Source organism: Clostridium aciditolerans (assembly GCF_016316925.1).
GTDB classification, from domain to species: domain Bacteria; phylum Bacillota; class Clostridia; order Clostridiales; family Clostridiaceae; genus Clostridium_AM; species Clostridium_AM aciditolerans.
This window is the reverse complement of the sequence record NZ_JAEEGB010000035.1, coordinates 71,284-88,168: the sequence shown is the minus strand read 5'-3', so window position 1 is coordinate 88,168 and position 16,885 is coordinate 71,284. Positions and strand designations below refer to the sequence as shown.

The following is a 16,885-nucleotide window of genomic DNA, read 5'->3' as shown; positions in this document are numbered from 1 at the left end:
TTATTTCTCTAAATAATCACTTAACTTTGCAATTTTATATTTTTCTCCATACAATCCTTTTTCATTGTTAGTTAAGAATATATCTAAAGCTTCAGCGGTATAATAAGCTTGGTCATTCATATGCATTACTATTACGTTTCCCTTATTTTTAACTAGTCCATCTTTTATATAATCAACAATATCCTGTGCAGAATTCCTTTCATAGTCATGTGTTGTAATATTTCCACTAATAGTATATTTATAGCCACTTTCGTATACAGCCGCTAATCCTTCTTTTCTTAAAAGCAAAGTAGGTGGTCTAAAATATGGTCTAAGAGAATCTAAATCACCTATTACACTATCCATAACGTTATAAGATTTAATTAAGGAAACTTCAAGTTCTTTCCTATCAACTCCTAAAAGTTCATGGTTATAATTATGACTTCCAATATCATTACCATTTAAAGCAATGGTTCTAAGCAGATTTGGGTTAGCATTTGATATACCGCTATTGATATCTGCATATTTTGATATTACAAAGAAGGTTGCCTTTACATTATGTTTATTTAACACATCTAGTATTTCATTTATTACTGGGTCTCCTCCCCAGTCATCAAAGCTAAAGAATATAACATTTTCACCCTTTGTATCAATAGTTCCACTTTTATCAATAGATAGTTTTTCCTCTTCACTAAAGTCACTTAAATCTATATATTCATTACCTATATAATTTGTTTTCATCATTCCTAGTGCTTCTTCATAGGTTCTTTCCTTCATAGGGATTGGATTGCTTATAATATTGTATCTACCGAACTGTGATGATGTCTCAATAGTTTTTTGTAGATTATCTAATGTTACTACTGAATAGCCTAATGGTTTTTGAGCTAAATCATAGGATTTTAACTTTTCATTATATTTGTTAATATAACCATTTTGAACATAATTTTTAGTTACTAGCTCAATTATATTGGCAATAGCATCCTCATTTTTAAATAAATTAGAGTCTAATCTAAAGTAAACTATTTCTCCCTTTCGAAGTGATACGTATGAATTTATGTTGAAATAATCAGATACAATGTCTTCAGCACTCATACCTTTGTATTTGTTAACAATAGGTGCCTTTGTGTAGGTAAACAATTCATAATTTTTAAGAGATGGAATACTAGTTATTGCTGATAAAGCTTCTTGAATTTGAGGATCTACATATCCATACCCAGCCATATATGCATTTGTAGTTATTCCTTTTTCTTTTAATAATTTATCTACTTCGTATATTTCTTTACAAATTTCTTCTGTTGATTTATTTAATAAAGTCAAATTAGTTGTTATGCCGCCGTTTCCAATTTCATGACCTTTACTTAAGATTTTGTTTATTCTATCGGGATATTTTAATATTTCTTCTTTTGTTACAAAAAATGTTCCCTTCGCATTAAGTTTTTCAAGTGTATCTAGTACTTTATCTAGACTAGCTTCATTGCTTAGGCCTCTAAATGTATATGCTAAAGACTTTTCTGTAGTGTAAAACTCTGATACAACAGGTGCTTGTTTTTTATTATTTTTTTCTATTAATTCTTTAAAATTTATTGAATCTATATCATTATTAGTTTCTTTGTTTGTCTCATTATTTGCTTCCTTATTTTCTTCTTTGTTTCCTAATGTATTTTTTTCAACCTGATTATTATTTGATATGTTGCTTTTACTATATTTGTTATTTGATACATTTTTTATTTTTTGTGGTTTATTGTATTTTTGAGCACTTGAGAAATCAGATACTTTAACAACAGTTTTATTTTGCTCGTCTATTGATTTTAAAATCCACTCTACTATTTGTGTAATAGCAACTTCTTTTTCCTCTTTATTCTTTCCCTCATTTATTCCAGCCTGCTTATCTATTGCAGGTTTCTCTTCTGCTCTTTTTTCTCCATATTCAGTGCTATCAAGAACACCTTCTAATTTTATGGAGATTATTGTTCCTTTTTCTAAGTTCTTTACATACCCATATGCTTGGTCATAATTTTTAAAACTTTGATAACTTAAATAATGATTACTATTAACAACATATTTATTTCCTGATGCATAAGCTGCTGTTAGGATATTGTCATTATAGACAGTAGAATTACACTTTAGTAAAACAGGATCTTTTCCAGTTATAGATTTTAAAATCTTATTACTTCTGCAAAAATCAGTAACCAAGTCTTTTGATGATAACTTGTCCATATTCTTAGTCCAAGAAAGGGTTCCACTTCCTATGTCATGTCCACCTTTTTGAATCATTTTAACTATACTAGGATCCTCAGCTGCTTTAATTCCTGGAATAAAAAATGTTGCCTTAATTCCATGTTCATCTAACATATGTATTATTTTATTCATAGTATCTTTATCGCTAAGGCCCTCAAAAGATAATGCTACTATATTTGATGATGTATCAACATTTGTTATAAAATCTGCCTTTTTATTGCTATTTAATAAGTTTAATGCCTTTTTAATTTCCTCTGATGCATCATAATTACTTTTTTTACTTATTACTATTTCTCCTGAGCTAGTATTTACACTATAATTTTTATATACAAAGATACCTGTAAAAATGCTTGCTGATAAAATTATAATAGTAACGATAATGCGCTTTTTGTTCATATTTCACCTCGCAATTATAACCTTCATTTAATTAACTTTAATTATTCAAAAATAAATTTTCACCAAGTCATCTAAGAGTACGGAACTTTTCGCTTTTGGACTCAATTGTTTCAACATATAATATCCTGAGACTCTTTTAAGGTAGAATTTTTCTACAAAATACTACTATTTTAGGGTTGTGTATACATATTGTAACTTATTTCTACTTTTTTATCAAAATAAAAATAACCCTAAAGAAGCGTTCACTTAGGGATTGAAGAAAAACTTAAATGAACAGCTTCAAGCGGTGATAAAAATGACCAGTCATATTCAAGAGTAATTACTTGAATCGGCTGGCCATTTTTTATATTTTTACATTGGATGCAGATACCTTATTGTCAATCGCATCAATCAAAACAATATCTTTACAACCTTGCAAACCTAGTTCGTTTAGAATAGTTGATATCTTTTTATACTCATTATCGTTAAAATATAGTATAACCTTTATTGCACGATCAGTATTACTAGCTTTTTTATAAATATCAACCTGTTTTGCAAGATTATTCTTTAGCTTACTGTTAGAAGCTAATTTGAATTCAACAAGAGTGGTATCCTTAGAACCTTTAGATATTTTGAAGTCAACTGGACCACGACCATTGTTCACTTCCCGATTTACATCCATTTCACTAGCAAACCAAACAAGACGATACATAATTTGTAAATCACTTTCACGCTTAATAGGTTTACCATTTAAGTAAAATAAGCGATATCCGTCCATATCTTCAATTACAGATTTTAAAAATAACACTCTATTGTAGGCTTCATCGTAAGAATTTGGTTTAGTTTTATAAAAATCTGTTTTCTCTAAAAGTATACGAGTAAGCTCTTGCAATTGAGTATTAAATAATTGTTTTACTTCTTGGACAACTTGCTTGCTAATTGAAGTCGCCTCTTCTTCTTTTTCCTCTTTATATTTTATATAATAATCAATAATTTCAGGATGTTCCCGTATCAATATTGAAGCAGCTTTATCTTTTTCGGTTTTTGACATCTCTTTCTTTTTCTTAGGTAGGACATTAATGAAATAATTATTTAGCTCAAATCTAATTGTAGCATCCTCAATAGAAGGAGCAATGTTTTGTAAATTATTGATCATATCAGTACGATTTATAAATGTATCATCACGCGTTAAAAGATCTCTAGGAGTTAATAGAATGTAATCTCCATCAAAATACGGCAAGTAGTATTCTTTTGACATCCAAGTCATTGTAGCATAATTAAATTCAACTTTTGGCACATTAAACTTTTTACATTGACATGGATTCAAATACTCACTAGCGAATGTTGTTGTGTATTCTAATAAATATTTCTTGGCAAAGTTTGTTGTAAAGTCACTAATTTTATCTCGTCCAACTAATGGGCTAATTAGACAGAGTTTTTCTAGGTGTGAGCTTTTAGTTATTGTTTCTTTACCAAAATCCTTGAAAATAGTTTGTAAACCTTTATGAAGGGTTAATGCAAACTTCATCCCAAGTCCACGCCCTGAATTTCCATCTAGACTAAAACCAATCCATGTTTGTTTTACTTCCGGGAAGAGATACCAAGATGCAATCATACCCGAAGGTGGCTGAGGATATTTTTCCGCTTGTTCTTGTAAAAATAATAAGTATGCAATAATTTCCTTATGTATCTTCTGATACTCTTCTTTTTCACTATTGAATAGAAGAAAAGGATCTATAAAAAGAGGCAAATCATTGATGAGCGATATGTTAATCGCACCATATGATTCAATTATATCCTCATCTATCCCAAAAAAATCTGAAAAATATAGTTTTAAATCGCCCATCTAATTTCCCCCTTCTAAAAAATTATTCTACTAAAATTTCCTTAGAAATCTATCCAGCCTGCTTATTGTTTAACTGACTAGTATTCCCCAACATTTCTTATGGCTATATAAGAAGCGAAGATCTGACTTCTACACCAATCCCAAATACTTCTCAAAGAATAACATCAGTTTTTCGATAATCCCTTGCTTTTTCGCAGCTCTGCCTCCGCCAAAGCGGGATACAGGTGGCATGATTTTATCAATAGCTGTACCGGTTGTTTTAAGCATTCCATCTCGGAAAGCATTATCGATGAATCGGCGGGTTTCTTCAGGCTTTAATTTCTCTTCTTCTATAATTGCTGTAATATCCGCTTCCTTACGCTCGTCGAGGAATTTACGCCAATCCTCATCCACTTTGGTCGATACATTGACTTGCTCTATAAAACGCTCGATAAGTTCTTTCTTACTTCGAAGTTCAATACTTGAATTGATAGCCTTATCAATAGTTGTAAGAATGGTTTTGTCTTTGCAGTTGGATTGTTGATATTTAGCTACAAGCATAAGGATGTAATCAATATTTACCTCTATCTGTTTGACCAGTTCAATCTCAAAAACGATGTCATCATTGATAGTTTCTTTGTCACCATCAGCACCTTTTCTGTATTCCTGATACAGGTCAATATAAATGCTTTGATAGTCCTGAAAATCCCTTTCAGATAAAATCTCCTTTCCTTCAAAGTCATCGAAGGAAGTAAGAATATTCTTAAGCCGAAGTATTGCTCCATATAGCCGGATAAAGTCTTTTTCAGCTTCTTCTCCGAGAATAGGTTGGCCAAGGGGATACTGTGTTGTAAGAGTTGCAATCAGTTCAGCATAGCCCGGCTTATACTCACCTTTATCATCATAGCCGTTATAGTATTCTTCGAATGTTTTTAGCAGTACAATACCGCCTGCATCTTTATTGCCGAATAGGGCAATAGCCTTGTCAGTTTCTTCTTTCAAATCTCGGAAACAAACGATATTACCATATGTCTTAACGCTGTTTAGGATGCGGTTAGTTCTTGAAAAAGCCTGAATCAGTCCATGCTGGCGCAGATTTTTGTCTACCCATAGCGTATTCAGGGTTGTTGCATCAAAGCCTGTCAGGAACATATTGACAACAATCAATATATCGATCTCCCGATTCTTTACACGAAGAGAGAGGTCTTTATAATAATTCTGGAACTTATCCGAGGAAGTATCGTAATTTGTGCTAAATGTGGAATTGTAATCTCGGATAGCCGCCTCAAGAAAATCTCTGGAGCTCTGGTCAAGGTTTTCCATATTAAAATCCTCTTCAGGCAACAGTCCATCTGGCTCCTCCTCATTTGCACTAAAACTGAAAATAGTTGCAATGGTAAGGTTACGGTTCTTTTCCGCTATCTGCTTCTTAAACTCATTATAGTATCTGATTGCCATTGGGATGGATGCAGCAGCAAATATGGAGTTGAAACCGGCAACTCGCCTTGTTTCACGCTTTTCTATCATCTTTTTAGGGTTGTGCTTATCTGCTTCTTCCCATTTCGCAGAGAATGTGTAATAACTATTGCGCTTCGTCTTTTGATCAAAGTGTTCAAGAACGTAAGAAACAATTTCACTGATTCGCTGTGGATCTGCTAAGGCTTTTTCTCTATCTATGCTATAGACTTTTTTATCATTAACGTAATCAGGCATCTTAATGGTGTTAATAAAATCTATTCTAAAAGGCAGAACATTCCCATCATTGATTGCATCTACAATGGTATAAGTATGCAACTTTTCTCCAAAAGCCTGTTCGGTTGTACGAAGCAGTGGGTTACCTCCCGAACTGGCATTAGCAGCAAAAATCGGAGTTCCCGTAAAGCCGAAGATATGGTAGTTCTTAAAGCTCTTTGTGATAGCTTGATGCATTTCGCCAAATTGGGAACGGTGGCACTCATCAAAAATCAGCACCACGTGTTTCTTGTAAATATCATGCTGTTTATTTTTACGGATGAATATATCCAACTTCTGAATAGTGGTTACAATGATTTTGTATTCATGAGGATTTCCTTTTTCATCCCTGTCTTCCAATTGTCTTTGAAGAACTCTTGTGGACGTATTACCATTAGCAGCTCCCTTTTCAAAACGGTCATATTCCTTCATCGTCTGATAGTCCAGATCTTTACGGTCAACAACAAACAGTACCTTGTCTATATAAGGCAAGGCAGAAGCTAATTGAGCTGTCTTGAAACTGGTCAAAGTCTTACCAGAGCCTGTTGTATGCCAAATATATCCTCCAGCTGCAGTTGTGCCCATCTTCTTGTAGTTGGTTGATACTACAATACGTGATAAGATACGTTCCGCAGCAGCTATTTGATAAGGACGCATTACAAGGAGCAGGTCTTCAGATGTGAAAATACAATATTTTGTTAGAATATTTAAGAGGGTATGCTTGGCAAAAAATGTTTTAGTAAAGTCCACAAGGTCAGGAATAATTTTGTTGTTAGCATCTGCCCAAAAGCTGGTAAACTCAAAGCTGTTGCTTGTTTTCTTACTTCTTCGACGCTTGCTGTTGCTTTGTTCCTTTATATGAGCGTTTCTTGTGGTGTTACTGTAATACTTTGTATGGGTTCCATTGGAGATTACAAATATTTGCACATACTCAAATAAACCAGAAGCCGCCCAAAAGCTGTCACGCTGGTATCTTTTTATTTGGTTGAAAGCTTCTCGGATAGCAACACCACGACGCTTTAACTCTACATGAACAAGGGGAAGTCCATTAACAAGGATAGTCACATCATATCGGGTTTCATGCTTGCCGCCTGCTTCTTCGTATTGATTAATAACTTGCAAACGATTGTTATGGATATTCTTTTTATCCAAAAGGTATATGTTCTTTGTTGTTCCATCTTCACGTTTTAGAATCTGGATATGGTCATCTTGAATCTTTCTGGTTTTTTCAACAATACCCTCATTTGTATTGGCAATACATTCTGTGAAAAATCTATCCCATTCACTGTCAGTAAAAGTGAAGTCATTAAGCAGTTCAAGTTGCTTTCGGAGATTTTCTATCAATGCAGCTTCATTGTGTACTGAAATATATTCATATCCTTGTGAAGTTAGTTGCCTGATAAACTCCCGCTCAAGTTCTGCCTCGCTCTGATACTTTTCAGGACGGACATAATATTCAGCTGCATATTCAGCAACAACCGTTGCTTCGTCAGTACTTGCAACGATATTGTATATACTCATGCCGTCACCTCCTTGAAAGATAACAGTTTATCTCTGTAATATTCATATTGCTTTTGCCGTGCTTCGATTTCGGCCGGAATGCCGCTGGTTAAGTCGTTGCAGAGAGCGTCAAAGCGATCGAGAATAGCTACGATGCGCTCTTGTTCTTCTAAGGGTGGAACTGGGATTGGATATTTCATAATTGCAGTTTTATCTCCACGAGGCATTTTTGCACCTTTCGCATTTTGCATATTATATACAAAAAAGTTATCTGATGAAAGAACGAAATATAAATACTTTGGTAAAACAGCTTTTCTATCATTTATGCGTATAACAAGAACATCTCCATTTGTTCCACCTGCGTCCGTTGCTAACCATATTTTTTTTAGATATGGGCGAATATTACCTATGAGTATGTCTCCAATATCATATTTTATTAAACGGCCTTCTAATGGCACGTAGTTTGATGTTGTCTTTCCCATCTTATCAGGTAGAAGGTTGTCCACACCAACATATGTATCCGCATTTACTTCCCTAGCTTCTATACGACTTTTTGCATATCTAGCGATTTCATCTAAAGTCTTCCACTCTACCTCATCACCAAATGTCAAGAGCAAATCCCTATAATACTCATACTGCTTTCTCCTTGCTGTAAGCTCTGCTGTAAGCTCTGCTGTAAGCTCTGTGAAATTGTCCAGAATACGGACAATTTCTTGCTGTACAGGCAGAGGGGGAAGGGGAACAGAAATCCTTGCCATGACGTTGCTCATCAATTTTGGGTTACCCATACCATCATTAACATATTTCTTTGCATATACTTGCAAGACATAAAATAGAAACTTAGTACTTACCAGTTCATTATTTTTAACCCTTAATAATCCACAAACATTTGTTATACTAAATTTTTCGTTAATATGATAAAAAACAGAACCAGCATTTGCTCCATCTGTTGTCCATGTTACCGATTCGCAGTCATAATCAAAAGTATTTATGTAGCCAAAAATACCGTTATTTGCGGTTTGTGATGAATAAACGGGATAAGCACCGATATTTTCTCTTAGATAATTTTTGGACATTACTCTCCCACGTGTAATGTCGCAAATTTCTTCCACTGTTACAAACTCCACTCCATCTGGACAAAGTTCAGCAATTAATTCATCTAATTTACTCATTTGCCCACCTCAATTTCTGCAATAATCTTATCTATTTCTACCCTTAAAACCTGCTCTCGTGCCACAATCTTTTCTATCTCAGCATTGAGAGCAACAATATCAATCTTTTCTCTGGTATCCTCCTGTTCAACATAGGTAGAAACAGAAAGGTTGTAATCCTCTTCAGCAATTTCGCTGTTTGGCACAAGCCTAGCAAAATGCTCAATATCTTTTCTATCTTTGAATGCGTTAAGAATGGTCTCAATATTTTTCGGTGTCAGCTTGTTGTTATTCGTAACCTTGACAAATTCCTTTGATGCATCGATAAATAAGGTGCTATTTTCTGATTTAGACTTCTTCAGCACCATAATGCAGGTAGCAATGCTGGTACCATAAAACAAGTTATCCGGTAACTGAATGATACAGTCGATATAGTTATTGTCAATCAGGTACTGCCTGATTTTCTTTTCAGCGCCTCCGCGGTACATTACACCGGGGAAACAAACGATAGCCGCTGTTCCGTTTGTTGCAAGCCAAGAGAGACTATGCATAATAAAAGCAAGGTCTGCCTTAGACTTAGGAGCCAATACTCCCGCTGGAGAAAAACGGGGATCGTTAATCAAAATAGGATCATTGTCGCCCTTCCATTTAATAGAGTAAGGTGGATTTGATACAATGGCTTCAAAAGGCTCATCATCCCAATGTTGCGGATCTGTTAGTGTGTCCCCAAGGGCAATATCAAATTTGTCATAATCAATATCGTGCAAAAACATATTAATTCTGCACAGGTTGTAGGTTGTAATGTTGATTTCTTGACCGAAGAAACCTTGACGTACATTTTCTTTTCCTAAGATTTTTGCAAACTTTAGCAGTAGAGAGCCAGAACCGCAAGCGGGGTCATATACCTTGTTGACTTCAGTTTTTCCTACTAATGTTAAGTGGGTAAGGAGTTCAGAAACCTCCTGCGGCGTATAGTATTCACCACCACTTTTTCCTGCATTGGATGCATACATACCCATTAAAAATTCATAAGCATCACCGAATGCATCTATAGTATTGTCTTTGTAATCTCCCAGCTTCATTTCTCCAACAGAATTCATTAGCTTAACCAGCTTTTCATTACGCTTTACTACAGTGTTACCTAGCTTATTGCTGTTAACATCAATATCGTCAAACAGGCCTTTGAAATTATCTTCGCTTTCTGTTCCTTGCGCAGATGCTTCAATATTACTGAAAATCTGTTCCAGTGTTTCATTTAAGTTTTCATCGTCCTTTGCGCCAGCTCGGACATTTTCAAAAAGCTCGCTGGGTAAGATAAAGAAGCCTTTTGTCTTAACTAAATCCTCTCGTGCCTGTTCTGCTTCTTCGTCGGATAGCTTAGCATAATCAAATTCCGTATTGCCAGCTTCCCATTCTCCGGCGTTAATATAGGCGGTAATATTTTCAGATATGTAGCGGTAAAACAGCATACCTAGAACATATTGCTTAAAGTCCCATCCATCTACACTGCCTCTTAGATCATTTGCCATATTCCATATCGTGCGGTGTAATTCCGCCCGTTCCTGTTCTTTTCTGTTATTCTCCATAACTCTACTCCCTTTCTTCAACCATATTAGGCACTAATTCCATGATATCTTTAAAATCAACGCCAAGTGCCGTACAAACCTTTACAAGAACGTCCATACTGACATATTCGTTTTTAGAAAGCTTTGAAATTGACGATGGACTTATTCCCGCAGCAGCCTGTAAATCTTTCTTCTTCATATCGCGGTCTATCAACAATTTCCAAAGCTTTTTATAGCTAACGGTCATCTTGGTCACCTCTTTATATATGTTTTTTCCATTATAGCACATTTTCTTCAAAAATAACATGATAATTCTGTGTTTGTGAAGTAATTTTTCAATGTTAACAAAGATAATGATAGTTGTGTATGCCTTTATTTTTGATTTAAATAAATACTTTTAGACAAAAATGTCTGTAAGTCTATTTGTAAAACCAAAGGCAAAGTTATAACATTCAGCCTTCTTAAATTTAATACCACTTTCGCTCAAATTTGAGCAAAAGCATAAACATTACAGCCGTCTTTACCTTAGAAAAAAGACAGGCTGTTTTTTTATTTTAAGGGGTTCGAATCAATAGAATTCTTCGCTTATGGATGAGGAAGAAAATTATTTTTGGAAAATCCTCAACTAATGTGCCCTACCGTGGCTATAAGGTGAGAGGAAAAATAATCCCCCAACGAAAGCATAGTTTTTCTCTCACTGCTCCTTGACAACTGAATATCCCGAAATGCAAGAGATACTTCAAGCAAAATATGCCATGACGATAATTCCGAGCGTATTCCTTGAAAGATAACGAGGTTGTGTCAAACAAGGCAAACCCTCTGGAACCGTAGCGTTTTGGGTCATTTATAACAGGCAAGGAGGTGAAATAACTGAATACACAATACGAGAACTTGCCACAGGTGCTTAAAGATATGCCACAGTTTTGCTGTTGGAAATATGAAGAGCGAAGCGGCAGAAAAACCAAAGTTCCCTATAACCCGGTAACAGGAAAAAGGGCAAAAGCAGATCAGCGGAGTACATTTAAAGATTTTAGTTCTGCGGTTGCTGCTTTAAGTGATTATGACGGTATCGGATTTTTGGTGGGTAATGACATATGTGTTATCGACTTAGATGATTGCTTTGATAACAGCGGTAAGCTTAAGCCTATTTCCCAAAGTGTTGTAGAGGCTTTTAGTAGTTGCTATATGGAACACAGTCCATCTGGGAAAGGGTTGCATATTTTCTTTAAGGCCACCGGCTATGACTTTGACAAAACAAAATACTATATCAACAACAGAAAGCTGGGAGTTGAGGTCTATGTGGCTGGAGCAACGAACCGCTTTGTTACCGTAACGGGAAATATGTTTGCAGATGGTGATATAGCGGAGAAATCGTATGAGCTACAGATGATACTAGACAAGTATATGCTACGTCCTGCCCCTGTGAGACAACTTCTGGATACAGAAAGTCAATCCTATCTGTCTGACAAGTCTGTTATTGAGAAGGCATTAAAATCGGCAAATGGAGAAAAATTTAAAGCATTATGGCAGGGTGATACATCAGGCTATGCTTCTGCCAGTGAAGCTGATTTGGCACTTTGCGGTATGCTGGCATTTTGGTGTGGCAGGGATATTGGACAGATGGACAGACTTTTCCGAAAAAGCGGCTTAATGCGAGATAAATGGAATAGACCACAGTCCGGCAGTACTTATGGAATGATAACCATAGAAAAAGCAATTGCAAATGCTACTGAAATATATAAACCAGGTGGTATACGTTCATCAGTTGCAGAAGATTTTGGAGAATGTTCCCTTGCTGACTTTAAGCCTGAGAGTAACGATCGCTACCCTTGGACGGATATTGGGGCAAGCAGGCTGTTTGCTGATTATTATAAACCTTTTGCCCGCTATGTTCCTGAAAGGAAAATGTGGTTTTGCTATGAGAATGGCATTTGGATTCCTGATGTCGGTAATCTCAAAGTGATGGAAATGTGTAAATCATTGGCTAACCAACTGCTAACCTATGCTTTGACTATTCAGGATGAACATCAAAGAAAGGCATACATTGACTATTGCCGAAAGTGGCAGTCAAGAAGATACCGAGAAACGGTTCTTAAGGATGCACAGAGCGTATATCCCATATCAATGGCTGAATTTGACCAAGACCCGCTTATGCTCAACTGTGCCAATGGGACATTGTTTTTAATGTCTATGGATTTTCGTCCCCACAACAGCGAGGACAGACTTACAAAGATATCTGGCGTTAAATATGACCCAGAAGCAAAAAGCGAGCGATGGAATAGATTTATTCATGAGATTATGAGCGGAGATGAGGAAAAGGCAAAATTCCTCCAAAAAGCCTTTGGCTACAGTATCAGCGGAGACACTCGGTATGAATGCCTGTTTGTTCTCTATGGTGCTACAACTCGAAACGGTAAAGGTACGCTATGTGAGAGCGTTCTTAAGGTATTAGGCAGTTATGGCTGTACCGCAAGGCCGGAGACTATCAGTCTGAAAAAGAACAATAACAGTTCAAGTCCAAGTGAAGATATTGCCCGGCTTGCAGGAGTACGCTTTGTGAATATCTCCGAACCTAGCAGAGGACTTGTCCTAAATGCTGCACAGGTAAAAAGCATGACGGGTGGTGACACCATCAACGCAAGGTTTCTACATGAGAATTCTTTTGACTTTTCACCAAAGTTTAAGCTGTATATCAACACCAATTATCTGCCCGTTATTACGGATATGACGCTGTTTTCCAGTGGCAGAGTGGTGATTATCCCTTTTGAACGACACTTTGATGAAAGCGAGCAGGATAAAAACCTAAAACGTGAATTCTCCAAAGCGAAGAATCAGAGTGCTATCCTCAACTGGCTAATTGAAGGCTATCAGCTGTTAAAAAAGGAAGGCTTAATTTTACCTGTTTCCGTTAAGACAGCAACGGAGGCTTATAAGCGTGACAGCGACAAAATAGCATTATTTTTCGAGGATGCCTTGGAGGAAAGTCCTAACAGTGAGGTGCGGACATCCGAAGTGTATGGCCGGTATCAGCGTTGGTGCAGTGCCAATGGCTGTTATTCGGAGAATGCAAGAAACTTCAAACAAGCCTTAACAGCTATCGCCCGTGTAGAACGGAAACGACCACGTTCTGGTGGTGGAATGACCACAATGCTTATCGGATATAAGCTGACTGAAGAAGAATTTCTTCTTATTTAAACACAGTGTAGCAGCTTGTAGCAAGAAAAACAGGTTATATAAAAAATCGCTCTCGTATAGAGAGTTTAGTTTTTACCTGCTACATCTTGCTACAAAGCTTAAAACCAGTGAAAACAATGGATACAACTCCATGTGTTAATACCTGCCCCTAGGGGAGGTCAAATCTCCACACTTTTTCATCTGGACAACGGGCGTGGGGCAACGTGTAAAAAAACGCGGTTTCAAACGGGGTATATACCCCACATTTAATAAAATTTAGGAGGTAAACGATTATGGCAACATCAACAACTTATAATAGAGCGTTTTGGAATGTTATGAAAGGAAAAGAAGAAAACAATCAAAATCTAAGCGAGGGCTTTGATAATGTAGGAGCCTATGTCGCACCAGATGAGTTCAGAGAAGGCTTTAACACTGCTTTGGCAAAGGAGAATGTATTCCGTAGATTTGCTACTGTTATCAATCTATCTTCTGCAGAAGGTAAAATTCAAGCGGTATCCTCAACGGGGACAGCAGATTGGGTTGAAGACGGAGATCCAATCCCCGAAAGCGCCGATACATTTACACAGTTTCTGGTGAAATCATACAAGCTGGCATCTCTTGTCAAGCTAAACCGCTCATTCGTCACCGATATGAACTTTAATCTTGAAAAATATCTGATGGGTGATTTTGCGAAGCGTTTTGGCAAGGCTGAGGAAAATGCATTGCTTAATGGAAATGGCACAACTCAGCCAACAGGTATCCTTACGGCAGACGCAGATGTAACTACAGCAGACAATAGTACCATCTCTTTTGATGAGATCATCTCTCTGTATTTTTCATTAAAAGATGAATACCGAAATAACGCTGTGTTTATCATGCATGATAATACAGCCATGCTTCTTAGAACCCTTAAAGATACAAGCGGTAGTTATCTGTGGAATTCTTCAGATAACACCATCTTCGGAAAACCTGTAGTTACCTCTCCATATATGCCTACAGTATCAGCAGGAGCAAAAAGCATTGTATTTGGAGATTTATCATACTACTGGCTGATTGAACGTCAACCAATAACGATAAAAAAATTAAGTGAGTTATATGCATTGCAGGGGCAAATCGGATTTTCTGCTTACGAGAGATTGGATGGGAAGTTGATTCAACCGGATGCTCTGAAAATATTACAAATAAAAGCTTAAATAATGGATTAGGCACTGAGTCATCAATTCGGCTCAGTGCCAGTTCCATCAAAACATCGGACAGGAGGTCACGATATGGAAAATCAAAGTAACAGCCGCACAACCAAATCCGATATCGGAGGTACGGTCTATGTGGTGGAATCACGAGTAAGTGATTCAGCAAAGGAAAGTGCATATTCCAAGCTGAAACGACTGATTACAATCAACGCAAAAAGCCTTTCAAAGTTATCAGATAGTTCATATAAACCCACGGAAATCAACTCGACTTCTTCAAGGTAGTACGGTAATATACATAGTGCTAAACCGCTTGAAGACTGTCGGAAATGGAGGAAAAAAATGAATAGACAGTCAACATTTAGCACTATACGTAAATCAACATTAGCATTTGAAGAAACGAAAATTACTGCTCTTTACTGCAGGCTTTCACGTGATGATGAGCTTGCAGGGGACAGCAACAGTATAGTAAACCAGAAGGCAATTCTAAAGAAATATGCTGAGGACAACGGTTTTCGTAACATCGAATTTTATGTGGATGATGGGGTCAGCGGTACAACTTTTGATAGACCAGACTTTAACCGCATGATTGCTGATGTAGAGTCCGGCAGAATCGGAACGATTATCATCAAGGATATGTCCCGTTTCGGCAGGGATTACCTCAAAGTAGGCTATTACACAGAGATTATGTTTCCTGAAGCAGATGTACGATTCATTGCTATTAACAATGGTATTGATAGTGCAAACCAAGCAGACAGTGACTTTACACCGTTTCTTAACATTATTAATGAATGGTATGCTAAGGATACTAGCAAGAAAATCCGTGCCGTGTTCAAATCCAAGGGACAATCTGGTAAGCCGCTCTGCACCAATCCGCCTTACGGTTATATTAAAGACCCTGAAGATAAGTTGCACTGGATTATAGATGAGAAAGCCGCCGAGGTGGTCAGAGATATTTTCCGACTGTGCATGGCTGGCTTTGGACCCACGCAGATAGCAAAGCAACTTGAAAAGCGTTGCATTGATACACCTACGGTTCATCTTCGCAAAATGGGTATTAACACTCCAGCAAGACCACCTGAAAACCCATATGCTTGGTCGGCTCGTACCGTAGCAGATATTCTGGCTAAAATGGAATATCTAGGTCACACGGTGAATTTCAAGACTTCTAAAAAGTCATATAAGAGCAAAGTCAAGATATTGAACAATCCAGAAGATTGGCTGGTTTTCAAAAATACCCATGAAGCAATTATTGATGAAGGCACTTGGGAAACAGTGCAGAAAATCAGAGATGGCAAGCGAAGACCATCACGATTAGGTGAAATGGGAATGCTTTCTGGCATGATGTTTTGTGCCGACTGTGGAGCAAAGCTGTATCAGGTTAGAGGCAAGGGATGGACACACGATAAGGAATACTTCGTTTGTGCTACTTACCGCAAGAAAAAGGGTATGTGCAGTTCACATCAGATACGCAATGTTGTAGTGGAACAGCTTTTGTTAGAAGACTTAAGGCGTGTAACCTCCTTTGCCAAAGACCATGAACAGGAATTCATTCGTATAGTTATGAATAATTCAGAAAAGGAACTTGCCAAAGAACTCCGCCAAAGTCAAAAGGAGTACGAACAAGTACAGACTCGCATTGCTGACATAGACAAAATCATTCGGAAACTATATGAGGACAATGTGATGGGCAAAATTCCCGAAGAGCGTTTTTACAAGATGTCGGCTGAATATGAAGCCGAGCAGAAGACACTGGAAGAAAGGATAATCAAATTAAAGCATACCATTGATACAGCAAATGAACAGTCCCTCAATACCGACCGCTTTTTGGCACTGGTTAAAAAATACACAGAAATTACAGAATTGGATGCAGAGATTATTCGAGAGTTCATTGACAAAATTATAGTATTTAAGGCTGAAAAAGTAGATGGCCGCAGAACCCAGCGGATTCAAATTTTCTATAACTGCATAGGCGCTATCGACTTACCAAAATAAACGAAAAAACGGCATAGCCGAATATCAACGACTATGCCGAATTTTTCAGGAATTATATATCCCTATCTGACCGCTCCTAAATAGGTATATTTTTTTAAAGATCTACATAAAGTAATGAGCTGAAACCATACCTATGACGTTTGGCAGCGGATAATACAAAAAGAG

The 16,885-nt window shown here is 36.8% G+C and carries 10 protein-coding genes; 4 read left to right on the top strand and 6 right to left on the bottom strand.

The features are described 5' to 3' along the window. From I6U51_RS19360 to I6U51_RS19335, 6 genes are all read right to left on the bottom strand, one after another. Nucleotides 1-2,613, bottom strand: coding sequence for a polysaccharide deacetylase family protein (locus tag I6U51_RS19360; RefSeq protein ID WP_211144211.1), 2,613 nt, complete (start codon nt 2,611-2,613; stop codon nt 1-3). A gap of 343 nt (nt 2,614-2,956) precedes the next feature. Next, complete coding sequence (locus I6U51_RS19355) at nt 2,957-4,438, bottom strand: hypothetical protein (protein WP_211144210.1); 1,482 nt, start codon at nt 4,436-4,438, stop codon at nt 2,957-2,959. A 129-nt stretch (nt 4,439-4,567) separates the two neighbouring features. After that, nucleotides 4,568-7,669: a type I restriction endonuclease subunit R gene (locus I6U51_RS19350; RefSeq protein WP_211144209.1), complete on the bottom strand. Its 3,102-nt coding sequence runs from the start codon at nt 7,667-7,669 to the stop codon at nt 4,568-4,570. After that, nucleotides 7,666-8,820, bottom strand: a complete 1,155-nt coding sequence (locus I6U51_RS19345) for a restriction endonuclease subunit S (RefSeq protein ID WP_211144208.1) — start codon at nt 8,818-8,820, stop codon at nt 7,666-7,668. Before I6U51_RS19345 ends, I6U51_RS19350 begins: the two co-directional genes overlap by 4 nt. Continuing rightward, nucleotides 8,817-10,385, bottom strand: coding sequence for a type I restriction-modification system subunit M (locus tag I6U51_RS19340; protein WP_211144207.1), 1,569 nt, complete (start codon nt 10,383-10,385; stop codon nt 8,817-8,819). Before I6U51_RS19340 ends, I6U51_RS19345 begins: the two co-directional genes overlap by 4 nt. 4 nt (nt 10,386-10,389) lie before the next feature. Further along, nucleotides 10,390-10,611, bottom strand: coding sequence for a helix-turn-helix domain-containing protein (locus I6U51_RS19335; RefSeq protein WP_013810668.1), 222 nt, complete (start codon nt 10,609-10,611; stop codon nt 10,390-10,392). 653 nt (nt 10,612-11,264) lie between these two features. Here I6U51_RS19335 and I6U51_RS19330 point away from each other — a divergent pair. From I6U51_RS19330 to I6U51_RS19315, 4 genes are all read left to right on the top strand, one after another. Next, nucleotides 11,265-13,559, top strand: coding sequence for a phage/plasmid primase, P4 family (locus I6U51_RS19330; RefSeq protein WP_343069740.1), 2,295 nt, complete (start codon nt 11,265-11,267; stop codon nt 13,557-13,559). Between the two features lie 272 nt (nt 13,560-13,831). Further along, the gene (locus tag I6U51_RS19325) at nt 13,832-14,731 is read left to right on the top strand and encodes a phage major capsid protein (RefSeq protein ID WP_211144206.1); all 900 of its coding nucleotides are present in this window, start codon (nt 13,832-13,834) and stop codon (nt 14,729-14,731) included. A 75-nt stretch (nt 14,732-14,806) separates the two neighbouring features. After that, a complete protein-coding gene (locus I6U51_RS19320; RefSeq protein WP_211144205.1) occupies nt 14,807-15,010 on the top strand; it encodes a transposon-encoded TnpW family protein in 204 nt (67 codons plus the stop codon). Nucleotides 15,011-15,067: 57 nt separating this feature from the next. Further along, entirely contained in the window at nt 15,068-16,720 is a 1,653-nt protein-coding gene (locus I6U51_RS19315) for a recombinase family protein (protein ID WP_211144204.1), read from the top strand. The last annotated feature ends 165 nt before the right edge of the window (nt 16,721-16,885 follow it).